16 protein-coding genes and 1 pseudogene are annotated in these 18,199 nt (G+C 59.5%); 13 read left to right on the forward strand and 4 right to left on the reverse strand.

What is annotated here, in order from left to right:
• Positions 1 to 23 precede the first annotated feature (23 nt).
• From ACIQ39_RS06310 to ACIQ39_RS06365, 12 genes and pseudogenes are all read left to right on the forward strand, one after another.
• Complete coding sequence (locus ACIQ39_RS06310) at positions 24 to 1,259, forward strand: ABC transporter substrate-binding protein (RefSeq protein WP_396433760.1); 1,236 nt, start codon at positions 24 to 26, stop codon at positions 1,257 to 1,259.
• Between the two features lie 57 nt (positions 1,260 to 1,316).
• Positions 1,317 to 2,183 (forward strand): branched-chain amino acid ABC transporter permease, encoded by an 867-nt coding sequence (locus ACIQ39_RS06315; RefSeq protein WP_396433761.1) that lies wholly within the window; start codon positions 1,317 to 1,319, stop codon positions 2,181 to 2,183.
• Positions 2,180 to 3,268: a branched-chain amino acid ABC transporter permease gene (locus ACIQ39_RS06320; RefSeq protein WP_396433762.1), complete on the forward strand. Its 1,089-nt coding sequence runs from the start codon at positions 2,180 to 2,182 to the stop codon at positions 3,266 to 3,268. The genes ACIQ39_RS06315 and ACIQ39_RS06320 overlap by 4 nt, the downstream gene beginning before the upstream one ends.
• Before the next feature lie 2 nt (positions 3,269 to 3,270).
• Complete coding sequence (locus ACIQ39_RS06325; protein WP_396433763.1) at positions 3,271 to 3,996, forward strand: ATP-binding cassette domain-containing protein; 726 nt, start codon at positions 3,271 to 3,273, stop codon at positions 3,994 to 3,996.
• 23 nt (positions 3,997 to 4,019) lie between these two features.
• Positions 4,020 to 4,520: pseudogene (locus ACIQ39_RS06330) on the forward strand (ABC transporter ATP-binding protein); the annotation flags it as partial.
• 492 nt (positions 4,521 to 5,012) lie between these two features.
• Entirely contained in the window at positions 5,013 to 6,530 is a 1,518-nt protein-coding gene (locus ACIQ39_RS06335) for an amidase (RefSeq protein WP_396433775.1), read from the forward strand.
• 39 nt (positions 6,531 to 6,569) lie between these two features.
• Positions 6,570 to 8,357: an AMP-binding protein gene (locus ACIQ39_RS06340; protein ID WP_396433764.1), complete on the forward strand. Its 1,788-nt coding sequence runs from the start codon at positions 6,570 to 6,572 to the stop codon at positions 8,355 to 8,357.
• Positions 8,358 to 8,380: 23 nt separating this feature from the next.
• On the forward strand, positions 8,381 to 9,781 hold the full coding sequence (locus tag ACIQ39_RS06345; RefSeq protein ID WP_396433765.1) for an amidase: 1,401 nt from the start codon (positions 8,381 to 8,383) through the stop codon (positions 9,779 to 9,781).
• A gap of 73 nt (positions 9,782 to 9,854) precedes the next feature.
• Positions 9,855 to 11,381 (forward strand): class I adenylate-forming enzyme family protein, encoded by a 1,527-nt coding sequence (locus ACIQ39_RS06350; RefSeq protein WP_396433766.1) that lies wholly within the window; start codon positions 9,855 to 9,857, stop codon positions 11,379 to 11,381.
• Positions 11,378 to 12,544: a thiolase domain-containing protein gene (locus ACIQ39_RS06355; protein WP_396433767.1), complete on the forward strand. Its 1,167-nt coding sequence runs from the start codon at positions 11,378 to 11,380 to the stop codon at positions 12,542 to 12,544. Before ACIQ39_RS06350 ends, ACIQ39_RS06355 begins: the two co-directional genes overlap by 4 nt.
• A complete protein-coding gene (locus ACIQ39_RS06360; RefSeq protein WP_396433768.1) occupies positions 12,541 to 12,894 on the forward strand; it encodes a Zn-ribbon domain-containing OB-fold protein in 354 nt (117 codons plus the stop codon). The genes ACIQ39_RS06355 and ACIQ39_RS06360 overlap by 4 nt, the downstream gene beginning before the upstream one ends.
• Entirely contained in the window at positions 12,887 to 13,681 is a 795-nt protein-coding gene (locus tag ACIQ39_RS06365; protein ID WP_396433769.1) for an enoyl-CoA hydratase/isomerase family protein, read from the forward strand. Before ACIQ39_RS06360 ends, ACIQ39_RS06365 begins: the two co-directional genes overlap by 8 nt.
• Positions 13,682 to 13,760: 79 nt before the next feature.
• Here ACIQ39_RS06365 and ACIQ39_RS06370 read toward each other — a convergent pair whose 3' ends face one another.
• The 3 genes from ACIQ39_RS06370 to ACIQ39_RS06380 form a co-directional block, all read right to left on the reverse strand.
• Entirely contained in the window at positions 13,761 to 14,201 is a 441-nt protein-coding gene (locus ACIQ39_RS06370; RefSeq protein ID WP_396433770.1) for a hypothetical protein, read from the reverse strand.
• Between the two features lie 351 nt (positions 14,202 to 14,552).
• Positions 14,553 to 15,479, reverse strand: coding sequence for a patatin-like phospholipase family protein (locus tag ACIQ39_RS06375; RefSeq protein WP_396433771.1), 927 nt, complete (start codon positions 15,477 to 15,479; stop codon positions 14,553 to 14,555).
• The gene (locus ACIQ39_RS06380; protein WP_396433772.1) at positions 15,469 to 16,140 is read right to left on the reverse strand and encodes a TetR/AcrR family transcriptional regulator; all 672 of its coding nucleotides are present in this window, start codon (positions 16,138 to 16,140) and stop codon (positions 15,469 to 15,471) included. Before ACIQ39_RS06380 ends, ACIQ39_RS06375 begins: the two co-directional genes overlap by 11 nt.
• 81 nt (positions 16,141 to 16,221) lie before the next feature.
• Here ACIQ39_RS06380 and ACIQ39_RS06385 point away from each other — a divergent pair, with 81 nt between their 5' ends.
• Positions 16,222 to 17,016 (forward strand): hypothetical protein, encoded by a 795-nt coding sequence (locus tag ACIQ39_RS06385; protein WP_396433773.1) that lies wholly within the window; start codon positions 16,222 to 16,224, stop codon positions 17,014 to 17,016.
• Positions 17,017 to 17,037: 21 nt separating this feature from the next.
• Here the strand turns inward: ACIQ39_RS06385 and ACIQ39_RS06390 are convergent, their stop codons facing one another.
• Entirely contained in the window at positions 17,038 to 17,796 is a 759-nt protein-coding gene (locus ACIQ39_RS06390) for a 3-hydroxyacyl-CoA dehydrogenase (RefSeq protein ID WP_396433774.1), read from the reverse strand.
• Positions 17,797 to 18,199: the final 403 nt, after the last annotated feature.

Raw genomic sequence — 18,199 nt, forward strand, 5'->3', positions numbered from 1 at the left:
GCTCATTTTTCTGGAGTAATTGCATGAGCTTTTCACGCCGCCACTTTTTAGCAGGAACGGGTTCAGCCGGACTGACGGCCTTGGGTGCCACCATTCCATTTGAAATGGCGTTGGCGCAAGGTGCGCCCATCAAACTTGGCTCCATTCTCGACAACTCGGGAAACTTGGATGCTTACGGCAAACCCATGGTGATGGCCACCACTTTGGCGGTCGAAGAAATCAATGCTGCCGGCGGCTTGCTGGGCCGCAAAATCCAATTGGTGCAATACGACTCGCAATCCGACATTGCGCTGTACACCAAATTCGCGCAACAACTGACCCGCAGTGACAAGGTGGACGTGACCCATGGGGGCATCACATCGGCGTCTCGCGAAGCCATTCGCCAGATTTTTCACCGCGCCAACTCTTTGTACTTTTACAACGTGTTGTACGAAGGCGGTGTGTGCGACCGCAACATTGTGTGCACGGGCACCACCCCGGCACAAGCGGTAGAACCCATCGTGGAGGTGGCGCTCAAGCAATGGGGCAACACCGCCTATGTGTTGGCTGCCGATTACAACTACGGCCAAATCACTTCAAAGTGGTTGACCCACTACATCACCAAAGGTGGTGGCAAGGTGTTGCAAACCAACTTTTTCCCCTTGGATGTGTCTGACTTTGGCTCCACCATTGCCAAGATCCAGCAAGAAAAGCCCAAGTTCGTGGTGGCCGCCTTGGTCGGTGGTGCGCACATGTCTTTCTTCCGTCAATGGTCGGCTTCGGGCATGAACAAAAGGATTCCCTTGTGTTCCACCACCTTTGGCGTGGGCAACGAGCATTTGGCGCTGTCGGCTGCCGAAGGCGATGGCATCTTGATCGCTGGCAACTACAGCCAGGAAAACGACAACCCGGCCAACAAAGACTTTCTGGCCAAATGGGCCAAGCGTTTTGGCAATACCCAACTGGTTCATGAAATTGCTGTGTCGCAGTACCAAGGCATCATGCTGTGGGCCGCTTGTGTCAAAAAGGCCGGCTCGTTGGACCGCGAGAAAATGCTGGCAGCCATCGAGTCAGGCATCAGCATCCAAGGCCCAGGCGGCACGGTCACCTTGGACCCCAAAACCCACCATGCGATTTTGGACATCAATGTGATGGAAGTGAAAAATCAAAAACTCACCATCAAACAACAATTCAAAGCGCGCCCACCCTCTGATACCTTGCAGTTTTGTGATTTGCAAAAAAATCCCAAAGACAACAAGCAATACGAAGTCAAAATTTAAACTTGAATTGCATCTTGGCCCTTGCGGGCCGAGATGTGCTCGTTTCAGAGAGTCGATATGGACTACGCCGCGGTTGTACTGTTAGAAATCATATACATGATTGCCTTTTTGGCGCTGATCAGCGCCGGGCTCGCGGTCGTTTTTGGCATGATGCGGGTGATCAACCTGGCCCACGGTGAGTTCATCATGATCGGCGGCTACACCACGATTGCCTGCGTCAAGGCGGGCTTCAATATTTACTTTGCCATGCTGGTGGTCTCGCCCTTGGTGGTGGGCATTTTGGGCTTGTTGGTTGAGCGCTTGGTGGTGCGGCACTTGTATGGCCGCATGATCGACACCATGCTGGCCACTTGGGGCTTGTCCTTGTTGATGGTCGGGGTGGTGACATTCATCTTCGGCAACACGGCGGTCAGTGTGCCTGCGCCCATTCCGGGCTATACCTTGGGACAGTTCCAAATGGGCGGTCACAACCTGTTCATCATTGGTATTGCCACGCTGTTGATCATTGGCATGTGGTTGGTGATGCGCTTCACGCGCTTGGGCTTGGTGGCACGCGGTGCCATGCAAAGTGCCGATGTCGCCTCTTCTTTGGGTTATGACCCCAAGCGTGTCTACATGTGGACATTCACTGTGGGTGCCGCTTTGTCTGGCTTGGCGGGTGGTGTCTTGGCCCCTTTGACCGGTTTGTTGCCTTCTTCGGGTGGTGCCTACATTGCCAAGGCTTTCATCACCGTCATCACGGGAGGGGCCGCGGTGATCACCGGCACCATCACCAGTTCAGCGATTTTTGGCACCATCAACCAAGCGGTGTCGTTTGGCTCGAGCCCTGTGATCGGTGAAATCGTGATGCTGGCATGTGCTGTTTTGCTCTTGCGCCTCATGCCCCAAGGCATCACAGGCCGGTTTTTCCGTAACGCGCCATGATCGGAGACGCTGCCAATTTCACCAGCGCGGGCCGCACTCACTGGGGGTGGATTTTTGCCATCTTCATTTTGCTGCTGCTGCTGCCCGCAGTGTTCGATACCAACACCCCCACCTTGTTGGGCATTTGGGCTTTGTTTGCCTTGTCGCTGGGTTTGATGTGGGGTTATGCAGGTATTTTGAGTTTTGGCCATGCGGCTTACTTTGGCCTGGGTGCCTACACCTATGCCATCACGTCCATGAATTTGGGTGAAAGCACGGTCGCTTGGATGCTGGCGATTGCCTTGCCTGCCTTTGTGGCGGCACTCGTGGGTGCCATGATGTTTTACGGGCGCATCAGCGATGTCTACATGGGTGTCATCACCTTGGTGTTTTCGCTGATCATGGCCAAATTCATGGGTGCCACCGCTGGCGATGCCTATGTCATTGGCAATACTCGTTTGGGTGGGTTCAACGGCATTCCCGCTTTCCCTGTCTTGAACGTTCCAGGGGACCCTTCGACGCCTATTTTTGGCACCGCGCTGTATTACGTGGTTTTGTGCTGTTTGTTGCTGTGTTATTTGGTCTCGCGTTGGGTGCTGTCCAGTGCTTTTGGTCGCGTCTTGCTGGGCATTCGTGAAAATGAAGCGCGCATCGAACTGCTGGGCTACAACGCACCTGCTTACAAGACCGCTGTTTTTTCTTTGTCTGCCGCCATGGCGGGCATGGCGGGGTGTCTGTTTGCCAGTTGGGCAGAAATCGTCACCCCGGCCTTGTTTGGTTTGGGCCAATCGGTCGAGGTCATCATTTGGGTGATCGCCGGGGGCATGGGCACGCTCATGGGACCCATCATTGGTGCGGTGTTGTTGGGCTCCATGAAACTGCTGCTCGGTGGGCAAACTTTCATCGACAACTCCTTGGTCATTGGCGCTATTTTGGTGTTGGTGGTGTTGTTGTTGCCCAAAGGTTTGTTGCCCAGTTTGATGGGGTGGCGCAAACAACACGGTCAAAGCAGTGTGAACCGTGCCCATACCAACAGTTTGCGCCGTCGCGGGGGAGAGCGCCGCACCCAACGCAGTGCCAGCGAGCAAGACAAAACCGGGCGCTGATCATGAGTGAAATGATTGTTGAAACCCGTGACCTGTCCATGCGCTTTGGCGGCGTGCTGGCCGTCAACCATGTGAATTTCAATTTGCGAGAGCGTGAATTGCGTTGCCTGATCGGCCCCAACGGCGCGGGTAAAAGCACATTTTTCAAATGCCTGACGGGCCAATACCGCATCAACCACAGCAATGGCCGCGTGCTGATCCGTGGCCAAGATGTCACCGGTTGGCGTCCGCATGAAATTGTGCAGTTGGGTGTGGGCATCAAAACCCAAGTGCCCTCGGTCATGAATGGCTTGACCGTGTGGGAAAACCTGTGGCTGTCTGCGCGGCGTGTGCACGGCAAAAAAGACGCCTCCACCGAAGTGGACCGGGTCATCAGCGAATTGGGATTGCAAAACCTGATGCGCCGCATGGTGGGTGAACTCGCACACGGTCAACGCCAGATTGTCGAGATCGGTTTGGTCTTGTGTCAACGCCCGCAATTGGTGCTGCTGGACGAACCCGCCGCGGGCATCACCGGCGCAGAGGCTGATCGCTTGGTTGAATTGATCCAGGGCATCAACCAGCAAGCCGCCGTGGTGGTGGTCGATCACGACATGAATTTTGTGCGCATGTTGGGCGGCACGGTCACCGTGCTGCACCAAGGCGCTGTGCTGATGGAGGGCGCCACCGATGTTGTGATGAACGACGCCAAGGTGCGCGAGGTCTATATAGGTAACCGGGCGAAATGAGCAAAGCTGTGTCAAACAACCCCATGCCTGATCCTTTTGAGCGCGCCGATGTTGTGCTGCAGGTGGCCGATTTGCGTGCCAGTTACGGCCGAGTGCCTGTGCTGCATGGCGTGAGTTTGCAAATTCACGAAGGCGAGGCCCTGGGCATTGTTGGCCACAATGGCATGGGCAAAACCACTTTGCTCAAAGTCATCATGGGGCTGATGCCCTCCACCGGCGGGCGCATTGAACTCGACGGCGCCGAAGCCACCGGTTCACCCGCACACCAACGCTCGCAAATGGGCATAGGTTACGTGCCCCAAGGCCGTGGCATTTTGCCTGGCCTCTCGGCTTTGGAAAACTTGCGCATGGCCTGGCGCAAAGACATCGGCGAGACAGAAGAGCAAGCTGTGGAGCGCGTGGTGGACCAGTTTCCTCGTTTGCGTGTGTTGCTGGACCGCAAGGGCGGCTCTTTGTCCGGTGGCGAGCAACAAATTTTGGCGCTGGCCAGGGCCTTGGTGCCCAAACCTTGGTTGTTGCTGCTCGATGAGCCCAGTGAGGGCATACAACCGTCGATCGTGCAAGAGATTGGTGCCACCTTGGCCCGGCTGCGCGACGAGGTCGGCCTGGCCTTGATCATCGTGGAGCAAAATTTGGACTTGGTGCTCGATGTCGCGCACCGCGTGGTGGTGTTTGAGCGCGGCACCATCATCAAAGAATTGCAGGCGCACGAATTGCGCGGCGGTGGCTTGAGCGAACTGCTGGGCATGGGTTCTGCGCGCATGACACACAGCCCCCACGCTGCCTCGGTCAAACTCGCCAGCCATGCGGCACAGCCCAAACCACAGCACTCGGCACCCGCCAGTCCTGTCGGGTCCGGCGCACATTCCATTTCACATTCCAGCTCACATTCCAGTGCACATGCCAGCTCAGAGCCGACCTACACAGCGTCACGCGCACCTGGCAAGTCCACCTCACCCACCCAGCGGTCGAATTCAACCGCCGTCGATTCAATGGCCAACGGCCCCGGGGCAATCATGTCAACTGTCAAACGTCCAACTGTCGATCAGATGCACGCCATCGTCGAGTCACTGCACATGAACATGTCGTCGCGTGAAGTGGCCGAGTACCTGGAGATCATGGAGGGGACGTTCCAGTCTTATGACCGGCTCACGCAGTTGCCCGACAACTTGCCACCGGTGCGCTACCCCAGAACGCCGGGCATCAAACCCAGCCCGGCGGACAACCCCTTGAATGGCTGGGCGGTCAAAAGTGAGGTGCGGGGTGCCGCGCACGGGCCGCTTGCGGGCAAACGCGTGGTGCTCAAGGACAACGTCTGCCTGGCCGGTGTGCCCATGATGAACGGCTCCTCTTCGCTCGAAGGCTATGTGCCCGATGTGGATGCGACCTTGGTGACGCGAATTCTGGATGCAGGCGGCACCATCGCGGGCAAAGCCCATTGCGAGTATTTCTGTTTGTCCGGTGGCAGCCACACCTGCGCCGCTGGCCCGGTGCACAACCCTTACCGTTACGGCTACTCCGCAGGGGGCTCCTCTTCGGGCTCGGCCGCCTTGGTAGGTGCCGGTGACATTGAAATGGCCATTGGGGGCGACCAAGGCGGCTCGATCCGCATGCCCGCGTCGTGGTGCGGTATTTACGGCATGAAGCCCACGCATGGTTTGGTGCCTTACACAGGCGTCATGCCCATCGAAGCGACGATTGACCATGCAGGCCCCATGACCGCGACGGTGGCCGACAACGCCTTGTTGCTCGAGGTGATTGCGGGTGCCGATGGTTTGGACCCGCGTCAATACAGCCCCAGAGTCGACCGCTACACCGCAGCTTTGGGCCGGGGCGTGTCGGGCTTGCGCATTGGTGTGATGCTCGAGGGTTTTAACCGCGCCGACAGCGAATCCGATGTGGACCAAAAAGTGCGCCAAGCGGCCGATCGTTTGCGTGCCATGGGTGCGATCATAGAAGACGTCTCTGTGCCCATGCACATGGACGGCCCGGCGATTTGGACCGCGATTGCACTGGAAGGCCTGCAAGCCCAAATGATGAATGGCAATGGCATGGGTTTCAACTGGAAGGGTCTGTACACCACCAGTTTGCTCGATGCGCATGCCGCTTGGCGCGCGCGCGCTGACCAACTCTCGCCATCGCTCAAAGTGTCCATGATGGCCGGTGAGTATTTCACCAAAAACTACCGTGGCCATTTTTATGCCAAGGCGCAGAACCTGAGCCGGGTCTTGGCCAAGGCCTATGACACGGCGCTGTCACGGTTTGATTTGTTGTTGTTGCCCACCTTGCCCATGAAGGCCACACCGCTGCCGCCAGCCAATGCCCCCCTGAAGCTGTATGTGCAGCGGGCTTTGGAAATGTTGGGCAACACCTGTCCGATGGATGTCACCGGCCACCCCGCCATGAGCATTCCGTGCGGCATGTCCAACGGCCTGCCGATTGGCATGCAGTTGGTCGCCAAGCATTGGGATGAGTCCACCATTTACCGCGCTGCCCATGCGTTTGAGCAGGCCGGTGATTGGCGCAATTTCTGAATTCACAGCCGCGCTTTTGGCTGCAGGAAACAGGCTAACGTGTCCCACAATCCATTTTTGTCCGACTGGGTCAAAGGCGGTGCCCTTGCTGAACTGAGTCCGCCGGGTTCGCTGTCGTTTGTGGCGGGTTCGACCGATTCGTCCTTGCACTTCATCACCATCTCCCAGTTGCTCGATCGCACGGTGGCCCGGCATGGCTCGCGCGATGCGGCGGTGTTTGTCGCGCAAAACCAGCGTTTGAGTTGGTACGACTTGCAGCAACAAGCGGACCAGATGGCCTCTGCCATGTTGGCCATGGGCATACGCCGGGGCAACCGTGTGGGCATTTGGTCGCCCAACCGCTTGGAATGGTTGCTCACCCAGTTTGCAACCGCCCGCATTGGCGCGGTTTTGGTCAACATCAACCCTGCTTACAAAAGCAGTGAGCTCGAATACGCCTTGAACAAAGTGCGTTGCCGCATGTTGGTCATGGCGCGTGGTTTCAAAACCAGCAATTACCTCGAGACCTTGCGGCACTTGGCCCCCGAGATCGACCGCCCTGGCACCGCAGGTGATTTGACCTCTTTGCGTTTGCCGCACCTCAAGCAGGTCATTGTGTTGGACGATTTGTCGCTTGCGCCCCATCAGGCCGCGCAGTTGCCCGTGCCTGTTCGTGCTTTGCGTTTCAAAGATTTTTTGCAGCAATCGGGCCCTGCACAACACGCCAGGCTGAAAGATTTGTCCGCCTCACTCGACCCGGACGACGCCATCAACATCCAATTCACCAGTGGCACCACGGGCCAGCCCAAAGGGGCGACCTTGTCGCATTTCAATGTGGTCAACAACGCCCGCTTCGCCGCCAAATCGATGGCCTTGACGCATGAAGACCGCTTGTGCATCCCGGTGCCGCTTTACCATTGTTTCGGCATGGTCTTGGGGGTCTTGGCCGCCACGGCGGTGGGGGCCGCCATGGTGTTCCCCGGCGAGGGCTTTGATGCCGAGACCACTTTGCGCGCGGTCTCCAAGCAGCGCTGCACCGCCTTGCATGGCGTGCCCACCATGTTTGTCTCGATGTTGGCCGAGCCCTTGGTACACCAACTCGACCTGAGTTCATTGCGCACCGGCATCATGGCGGGAGCGCCTTGTCCGGTGGAGACCATGCAAGCGGTGATGCGCACCATGCACATGCAGCAAATCACCATCGCTTATGGCATGACCGAAACCTCGCCCGTGTCGTTTCAATCGCATGTGTCCGACCCGGTGGAACGCAGGGTCGCCACCGTGGGCCGGATTCAACCGCATGTGCAGGCCAAGGTGGTGGATGAAAACGGCCGCATGGTGCCGGTGGGCACCGCCGGTGAGTTGTGTGTGCGCGGTTATTTGGTGATGCGCTCTTACTGGGAAGACCTGCCGCAAACCCAAGCGGCCATTGACGATGCCGGCTGGATGCACACCGGCGATTTGGCGACTCTTGATGCCCAAGGCTATTGCAACATCGTGGGCCGCGTCAAAGACATGCTCATTCGCGGTGGCGAAAACGTGTTCCCACGCGAGATTGAGCATTTCTTGATGCAACACCCCAAGGTGCAAGATGTGCAGGTGTTCGGCGTGCCCGATGCCAAGTACGGCGAAGAAATCGCCGCCTGGGTGATTTTGAAACCCGGTCAAAGCGCAGAACCCAACGAGTTCATGGATTTTTGCCGGGCCAGTCTGGCGCATTTCAAAACCCCACGGTATGTGCGATTGGTGCGCGAGTTCCCATTGACCGCCACCGGCAAGCCGCAAAAGTTCCAGATGCGCCAACACATGGTGCAAGAGCTTGGCTTGCATGCCCCGCCCACCGCCTGAACCGCCCTTTTGAAAATCAGCCCGTGACAGACGACCAAATTGCTTTTCTGGACGCCCATGCGCTGGCGGGCTTGTTGCACGCCAAAAAACTCTCGCCGGTGGAACTCACGCAGATGATGCTCCAGCGCATCGAGCGCGTGGACAAACGCTTGCTGTCGTATGCGACCGTTTCGCCCGAAGTTGCCTTGTCCCAGGCCCGAGAGGCCGAAGCCCAGATCATGCGGCGGCAGATCCTCAGCCCCTTGCAGGGGGTGCCGATCGCCTTGAAAGACCTGTGCTACACCCAAAACATGGCCACGGCAGCCGGCATGCCGATGATGCGCGACTTTGTACCCGCGTACGACGGCACCGTGGTCAAGCGCTTGCGCCAAGCGGGCACCGTGTTGCTGGGCAAATTGACCATGACCGAGGCGGCATTTGCAGACCACCACCCCGATGTGCCGCCGCCCATCAACCCTTGGCATGCAGACCATTGGTCGGGTGCATCGTCCAGTGGTTCGGGCGTGGCGGTGGCTGCAGGCCTGTGTTTTGCCGCCATCGGGACCGACACGGGAGGGTCTATCCGTTTCCCCTCAGCGGCCAATGGTGTCACCGGCCTCAAACCCACATGGGCGCGGGTGCCTGTGCATGGCGCATTTGAACTGGCCGCATCACTCGACCACATCGGCCCGATGGCGCGCTCCGCCCTGGATTGTGGCCACATGCTGGGTTTGATCGCGGGCGCCGACCCAGATGACCCGGTCGCTTTGCATGCGCCGGTGCCCGATTACGTGTGCGGTGATTTGACCAGCCTGCGGGGTCTGCGCATCGGCTTTGACGAAGCCTATTGCGCAGGCCTGGATGCAGACATGCAGGCGGCTGTGCAGTCCGCTTACCAAGTCTTGCGGTCTTTGGGGGCCGACATGCGCGCTGTGCGCTTTCCGGACGTGTCGGATGCCGTGGCCGATTGGGGCACCGCCTGCGCCGTGGAAACCGCTGTGGCGCACGAGGCTTGGCACCCCAAAAACAAGCACCTGTATGGCCCTGGCTTGGGTGGATTGATTGAGTTTGGCCGTTCGGTGCCTGCGGTGGAGATGCAAAAAATCTGGCTGCGTCGGCGTGCCTTCACGGGGGCGGTGCGTGGGTTTTTTCAGGACTGCGATCTGCTGCTGATTCCCGCTCAGCCCATGGCCTCGCCCACCCACCAAGACATGACGGTGATTGGCACCGTGCCCTCTGAGTTGGCGCGCTTGATCAAGTTCACGGCGCCGTTTGACATGAGCGGCAACCCCAGCATCACCTTGCCTGCGGGCTTCACGGCCAAGTCAACGCCGGTGGCTGTGCAGCTGGTGTCTGCCCATTTGGATGAAGCCAGCTTGGTGCGTGCAGGCAGCGCGTTCCAGCGCGTGACCGATTGGCACAGCCGGGTGCCGCCCCGACTTTGATGCACTCACGTCGCTCAAGCACACCCCGCGCCGTCGGCACACAGACCCCTTTGCGCGATACGCACCCAGCCCTATGAACATCGTTTTGCCTTTTTTGAACCGCGCTCGCAGCCATCCAGATTTGGCGGCCGTGACTTGCTCTGGCCACAGCTTGCGTTATGCAGAACTGGCGCAGCGCAGCCAGGCCTTGGCTGGGGCCATGCTGCAGCAAATGGGTCTGGTGCCGGGTCAGCGGGTGATTCTTTGCATGGAAAACCGGGCTGCATTTTTTGAAACCCTGTTGGCCTGCTGGGTCGCCGGTCTGTGCCCCGTGCCTGTGAATGCCAAGTTGCACCCCAAGGAAGTGCGGCACATTGCACAAGACGCGGGGGCCAGTGCTTTGTTTTGCAGCGAAGGCTTGCACGAAGGCTTGCAGCAAACCCTGCTTGAGGGCTCGAACCACCTGCACTTGGTTGCTGTGGATGCGCCAGCCTACGCCCACATGCTGTGCCATGCGCCGATGCAAGCGGCGGCGTTTGACCCCGACGACACGGCCTGGATTTTTTACACCAGCGGCACCACCGGTGTGCCCAAGGGTGCCATGTTGTCGCACCGCAATCTGCTGCAAATGTGTTTGCAGTACGGCGCCGACATCGATGGTGTGCGCCCGGGCGACACCCATTTGCATGTCGCGCCGCTGTCCCATGGGTCGGGCATGTACAGCCTGCCGCATTTGTTCAATGGCGGGCATCAAGTGATTGAGCCTGCGTTCAATCCCGATGTCGTGTTCGAGGCCTTGCAACGCTATCCCCGTGTCACATTTTTCGCAGCCCCCACCATGCTGACCCGAATGTTGCGCGCCAGCCATGGGCGGGCCAATCCGGCGGGCAATTTGCACCTCATCACCTATGGCGGTGGGCCGATGTATGTGTCTGATTTGCTGCAGTGCTTGTCTCTTTTCGGGCCCCGCATGGTGCAAATCTATGGCCAAGGCGAAAGCCCCATGACCATCACCCGTTTGTCGCAGCAAGACCATGAGGGCGCACAAGACGCCGCGCACCTGGCGCGATTGGCCTCGTGTGGAACGGCACGCACCGGTGTGCAAGTGCGGGTGGTCGACGAAGCAGGGCGCGACCTGCCCTGCGGCGAGCCGGGCGAGGTCATCACCCGCAGTGACACCCGCATGCGGGGATACTGGAACAATGCCGTGGCCACGGCGGCGGCGATCCGTGATGGCTGGTTGTGGACGGGCGACATCGGCGCGCTCGATGAACGCGGTTACTTGACGCTGCTTGACCGTTCCAAAGACCTGATCATCCGTGGCGGCAGCAACATTTACCCCCGTGAAATCGAGGAAGTCTTGTTGCGTCATCCAGCGGTTGCCGAGGTGTCGGTGATTGGCGCTGCCAATGCAGACTTGGGCGAAGAGCCCGTGGCCTTTGTGGTGTGCAAACCCGGCGCATCGGTGGACCCCCAAACGCTCGATGCACTGTGCCTGGACCACCTGGCACGCTTCAAACGCCCACGCGAATACCACTTTGTCGCCGATTTGCCCAAAAACAATTACGGCAAAATTTTGAAAACCGCATTGCGACAGCAATTGAAACAAGGTGGCACATGATGCGTCCGGTGTATGTGGCGGGCACGGGTTCAACACGGTTTGGCAAACATGCGCAGACCCCCATCGAGGCCTTGGCCGTAGACGCTGGCGCGCAGGCCTTGGTGCAATCGGGCATCGACCGCCAACACATCGGTGCGGTCTATTTGGGCAATTTCATCAGTGGCCCGCTCAATGGCAAGGAAGTCTTGGCCGGTTTGGTGGCCGAGCAACTGGGTTTGAAGGGCATACCTTGCACCAAGGTCGAGGGCGCGTGTGCCTCTGGCGGCATTGCTTTCAGGCATGCCTGCTTGATGGTGGCCACAGGCGTTTGTGATGCCGTGTTGGTGGTGGGGGTCGAGACCATGACCCATGCCAGCACCAGCGAAATGACCACGGCGCTGAACTGCGCCATGGACAACGAATACGACGGCATCAGTGGCTTGACCTTTCCGGGTTTGTTTGGTCTGGCGTGGCGCTCGCATGCGCGCGAATACGGCACCACGCGCGAAGACATTGCGGCGGTGGTCATCAAAAACAAAGCCCATGGTTTGAAAAACCCGCTGGCCCAAATGGGGGCCGATTTGTCTTTAGAGCAAGTCTGTGCCTCCGCCATGATTGCCGACCCCCTGCAGTTGTTCGACTGCTGTCCGCCCAGCGACGGTGCGGCCGCAGTGGTGGTGTGCGCCAAGGACCTGCTGCACAGCCCGCAACACCCAGCGCGCATCCGGGTGATGGCCAGCGCGCAAACCAGCGGTTCGGCGCGGGTCGCGCAACACCCTGATTTGTGCACCTTTGACGCCACCGTGTTGGCCGCTCAGCAGGCCTACCAACAATCGGGGCTGCAGGCCCGCGACATCGATTTGGTAGAGCTGCACGATTGTTTTTCAATTGCCGAAATCATCGACAGCGAAGACCTCGGTTTGGTGCCGCGCGGCGAAGGCGGGCGTTGGGCCTCGCAAGGCCGCACCGGCCTGCAAGGCGACATCGCCATCAACCCCAGTGGCGGCTTGTTGGCCAAGGGGCATCCGGTGGGGGCCACCGGCGTGGGGCAAATTGTCGAAGTGGTGTTGCAGTTGCAAGGCGAACACAGCAACCAAGTCTTGGGGGCCGGCATTGGCATGACCCACAATTTGGGCGGCACCGGTGTCGCCTGCACGGTGCATATTTTGGGACGCGAAGCATGACCGCGCACACCCCATTGGCCGGCCTGACGGCCTACCAATGCCAGCACTGCCAAGCCCTGAGCCTGCGCGCACCGGTGGTGTGTGCAGCGTGTTTGGGGCGGCAGTTTGCGGCGGTGTCGGTGGCGACCACCGGCAGCTTGGCGAGTTGGACCACGGTACGCAAACCCCCGCTGCGTTTCAAAAGCGAAGGCGTCTACCACGTCGGCGTGTTTGATTTGGACAACGGCATGCGCGTGTCTGGGCGCTTGCTGCACCAAGCCACAGACCAAGCCGGTGACCGCGTGCACGCCGTCAGGTCTGCAGACCCTGCATCCGATGTTCCTGTTTTCAAAGTGAGCACACATGGCTGATATTTCTTGCGAAAAGCACGGTGGTGTGCGGTTGATCACCATCCACCGTCCCGACAAAATGAACTCCTTGGACTTTGCCGCCAACGATGCCTTGATCGACATCTGGCGCGCGTTTGACCAAGACGACGACGCCCGCGTGGCGGTGATCACGGGCGAGGGCGAGCAGGCGTTTTGTGCGGGTGCCGATTTGAAAACCTACACCTTGCCGTTTGCACAATCGCCTGCGCCCGAGTTCCGACGCCAGTACACCAACGGACCGGGCTTTGGGGGCATCACCCGCAACCTGGACATTGACAAACCCATTTTGGCGGCGGTCAATGGTTTTGCCATATCGGGGGGCTTTGAGTTGGCGCTGGCCTGCGACCTGCGCTTTTGTTCACCCCATGCCGAGTTCGCCTTGCAAGACGCCAAATGGGGCTTTCACGCCTGTGACGGTGGCTTGATTCGCTTGCCGCAAATTGTGGGCATGGGGCATGCGATGGAGATGATCTTGTCGGGCGAACGCGTGGATGCCGAGCATGCCTTTCGCATTGGCCTGGTCAACCGCATTTACCCCCAGGCGGAACTGTTGTCCAAAACCATGGATTACGCCCAGATGCTGGCCACGCGCGCACCTTTGTCGCACCGCTTTGCCAAGGAAGTGGTTCGCCGATCCATGGGTATGCACATGTCAGAGGCCTTGCAATGGGAGTCGCGGTCGTTTCGCGATGTGGCTTTTTCCGAAGACCTGCAAGAAGGCCTGGCCTCGTTCAAGGAGCGCAGACCCGCGACCTTCAAAGGCCGCTGAAACGCGCCGTGCGGGACTGCACCTGAACTGCAGCCATGTCAACCTGGACCCAAGGGGGCCAGGCGCTGCGAACCCAAGCTCATGCAGGCCGACGGGCCTGTGAGCGACGCAACTGGTCGGACAACAGCATTTCGGGTGTGATGCGGCCTGTGGGCGATTGGCCTGTTTGCGCGATCCAACACCACTCAAAACAGTACAGACGAGACGCGTCGCGGATGCGCAAGCCCACAAAGGCCAGCAGGCTCCACCAGTCGTAATCTGCGCCCTTCAGTTGTGCAAAAGTCTTGAGTACATGGGCATCGTCGCCAGGCACTTCAAACAAGTCCCAGCGTTCTGGCGACCATTCGCCTGACCTGATCTCGTGCAGGCCATGCGACGAGTTCGATTGGTACAAATGCCCATCGACCACCACGCCGCCATGCGAGTACTGGCTGACCAGACGCATCTTGATGATCCCACTGGTCAGGCGGTCGAGCCAAGTGGCGTTTGAAGGCGGGGTCTTTTTGAGGGCGAGCAGCATGGGTTCAAGAGTCTTGGGGCTAAGGTGAAGGGTCTCTTGGGCAGCGATTGCTTCAGTCCGGGATTTTGGTCCCCCAGCCAGCGCCGGGTCAAGATCCCCTTGGGTCTGAGTTCGCAGGGCTGCCGGAGAAACGCGAGAAAAAATTCCCCTGAATTAAAGCATGACAAAGTACGCCCATTTGATCAGCAAAAACCCACTGCCAAGTGCTTGCCGATTCAGGGCTGCTGCGCAGCGCCAGAGAGCCTTTTAGCCAGTTGGCGGCGCATGGCCTGGCTTTTTTGGGCCTGAACAGTTGATCGGGCGTGAGCCAAAAAACCAAACAGGCTTGCCCTTCAAAAGCCCACAAGAGGGTCAAGGGGCCTTTGAGTTGGCGTGGGCTGTGTTGCGCAGCGCCGCCTTCAGTTGCGGCAAAAGGCGTTGGGCTTCATGCTCGCCTGATAGCCTGGCCATGCGAAAAAAAGTGGGTGTGGGGCGGGTGGCGAAACCCATGTCCGGGTGGATCACAAAATCTGCGTGTTGCAATTCCTGATCGATGTGCGCGCGTCGGCGCGCTTCGCGCTCCAGGCGGACGGCTGATGTGCCCTCAGGGGCGCTGCCCGGGCGGGCGGTCACGTCGACCGCGATGACAAACTGGGCACCGGCTTGTCGAGCAGCGCGCACGGCGACGGGCAAGGACTCGTCGCCGTCTTCGTATTCCACGCCGTGAATGCCCACAGGCGAGAAAATGCTGTGAACGGCGCTGGAGGCGCGCACCGCCACCCCCACGTTGCCAGAGTTGAAAAATACTGGTTGTTTGTCTTGCAGGCGTGTGGCCACGGCAATGAATGGGCGGGGCATGTCCTCGATGTTGCTGTTGTTCAGGCCTGTGTTCACATAGTCCTGCAGGCGCTGGCCATGAATCCAGCCCCTGTCAGCCCACAAGGAAAAATCAAATACCGTGAGCGGGCCGCCGGTTTGGGACAAATCATCCAGAGCTTTGGCCAAGTAGCCATGGGCCCAAAAAGACCCCAGCAAAGCCCCTACGCTGGAGCCCACCACCAGGTCCACGCCAATGCCTGCGTCTTCCAGCACCCGCATCACGCCAATATGGGCATAACCCCGCGGCCCGCCGCTGCCAAGCACCAGCGCCACGCGCGGTGCGGGCGTGATCGCGGGCACCGCACGCATGGCCACAGGGCTGTTGGGTTGTGCGTGGTTGAACTGGGCGCAGGCCGTGACGGACAAAGCGGCCATGACCAAGGTGGCCCAAGCCCAGCGGCGGTGTGCTTCAATTTTCATGGCTGTCCTGGGGATTGACTTGGGGTGCAGGAGCCTGAGCGGGGCCGTGCGTCAAGGCGGTTTGGATCATGCCCATCAAGAATGGCTGAGCCATGGCGGGGACCTCGGGCGAGAACACCAGGTGTTGCATGACGTTGGCTTGCATGATGCTGGCCAAGCCGTGCAGGCTGGACCAAATGAACAGCGCTTGCAGCTCGGCTTGCGCCAACAGGGCGGGTGTGTCGCCAGCTTCGTCATGCGCGGTGCGCAGTTGCTGGTGCAGGTGCTGGCGCAACAGACCAAAGGCATGCACGGCATGGCGCACCAACTCGGGGTGGCTGGCGGGTTCTGGCCACGGTGTGCCAAACATGAGGCGGTATTCCAAGGGTTTTTGGGCGGCGTAGCGCATGTAGGCCTCGCCCATGCCGCGCAGTGCATCGCAGTCATGGTGCTGGGCACCTTGGTCCAGGCAGTCTGCGAAATCCTCGAAACAACGCTGCATGATGGCGGCCAGCAAATGGTCGCGGCTGGGGTAATGGCGGTAGGGCGCTTGGTGCGACACGCCCAGCTTGCGCGCCACATCGCGCAGGCTCAGGCCTTCTACGCCGTGCTCGGCAATCACCTCTCTGGCCGCTTGTATGCAGGCTTCTTTCAGGTCCAGTTCGTGAATGGTTTTGACCATGTGGCTTTTGACTTGGGTTGATGTTGACAGTGTCTACAGTTTAAGTGACACTTGTAGACGGTGTCAACTTTTGGGGTGATCATGTCGTTTTTCAATGCGGTGCAGGGATTGGCCGATTCGGTCTTGGGCTGGCACGGACTGAGTGCCGCGCAAAAAACCTTGTGCGTTTATGGCTTGCTGATGGCGGCGGTGTTGTTGCCCACTTATGCGCTGTCTTGGTTCGATGTGCGCACACTGCGCGAGGTGGGCATTTGGGCCAAGCCCATGAAGTTCATGGCGGGCACGGCGCTGTTTGCCTTGACCACCGTCTGCTTGAGCTTGCTGGTGCCGGGTGAGGTAGGTCACGAACAAAGCTTTCAGTGGATCGCTGCTTTGATCATCGTCACCTCTTTGTTTGAGGTGGCCTACATCTCTTACCAAGCGGCGATGGGAGAGGCTTCGCACTACAACACGGCCGACCCTGTGCGGGCGATGCTGTTTGGCCTGATGGCGCTTGCAGCGGTGGGCTTGGTGGCTTCACAAGCCTGGCTGGCGTGGGTCATTTGGAAAGCTTTGGGGACAGCGGTGCTCACGCCCACTGTCTTGGCGGTGCTTATGGGTCTGGCCCTGACTTTTGTGTTGTCCACCGTGAGTGGCTTCATGTTGGGGGCAAAGCAGCCACCTGCTGGCGTGGGCTGGCCGGTGGTGGGATGGCACACCTGGCAAGACTTGCGCCCCGCGCATTTTTTGGCCGTGCATGCTCAGCAATTCATCCCATTGGCCGGCATCTTGGCTGAACGGGTGGCAGGTCAGGCTGCCATGCCTGGTGTGATCGCTTTCACCAGCGCATACATCGCGGCTTGGTTGGCCTTGAGCTGGATGGGCATGGCAGCTTGAGTCAGCGGGCCTGCTGGGCGCTCACTTCGGCGCCAAGCGAATCGCGCCGTCCAGCCGGATCACCTCGCCATTGAGCATGTCGTTTTCGATGATGTGCTTGGCCAGTTTGGCGTAGTCCTGCGGGGTGCCCAAGCGGCTGGGGAAGGGCACGCCGGCGGCCAGGGCGTCTTGCACATCTTGGGGCATGCCAAACAGCATGGGGGTGCCGAATATGCCGGGGGCAATCGTCATGTTGCGGATGCCGTTGCGCGAGAGGTCGCGGGCAATGGGCAAGGTCATGCCCACCACGCCGCCTTTGGATGCGGCATAAGCGGCTTGGCCAATTTGGCCGTCGTAAGCCGCCACGCTGGCCGTGCTGATCAGCACGCCGCGCTCGCCCGTGGCTTCGGGCTCGTTTTGGCACATGGCTTCTGAGGCCAAGCGGATCATGTTGAAGGTGCCGACCAGGTTGACCATGATGGTCTTGGTGTAGAGGGCCAGGTTGTGCGCGCCGTTCTTGCCCACGGTTTTTTCAGCCGTGGCGATGCCCGCGCAGTTGACCAAACCGACCAGTTTGCCCATGGACACGGCCTGTGCCACCACGGCTTGGCCGTCGGCTTCGCTGCTGACATCGCATTTCACGAATGCGCCGCCCAGTTCTTTGGCAATCGCTTCGCCTTTTTCAGCCTGCATGTCGGCGATCACCACTTTGCCACCGTTGGCCGCCAGCATGCGCGCTGTGCCTTCGCCCAGGCCCGATGCGCCTCCGGTGACGATGAAAACCTTGCCTTGAATGTCCATGTTTTGCTCCTGAATGTGATTGACGTTACGTCAACGTCAATTATGCCTTTGACACCGACCACAGTCCGATCCGAGGCGTTGGGGCGCGCAGAAGCCCCCAAACACATTGGGTTGCGTCATTGCGAGCGAAGCGCGGCAATCCATGGATCGCTTCATGTCCCGCGATGACGGGAAAAAGGGTGTGGTGACTTTGGTGCGTCATTGCGAGCGAAGCGCGGCAATCCATGGATCGCTTCGTGCCTCGTGATGACAGGGATACGGTGGATCGCTTCGTGTCCCGCGATGACGGGAAAAAGGGTGTGTTGACTTGGGTGCGTCATTGCGAGCGAAGCGCGGCAATCCATGGATCGCTTCGTGCCTCGCGATGACAGGGATACGGTGGATCGCTTCGTGTCCCGCGATG

The organism is Limnohabitans sp. (assembly GCF_044361645.1).
Classification (GTDB): domain Bacteria; phylum Pseudomonadota; class Gammaproteobacteria; order Burkholderiales; family Burkholderiaceae_C; genus Limnohabitans_A.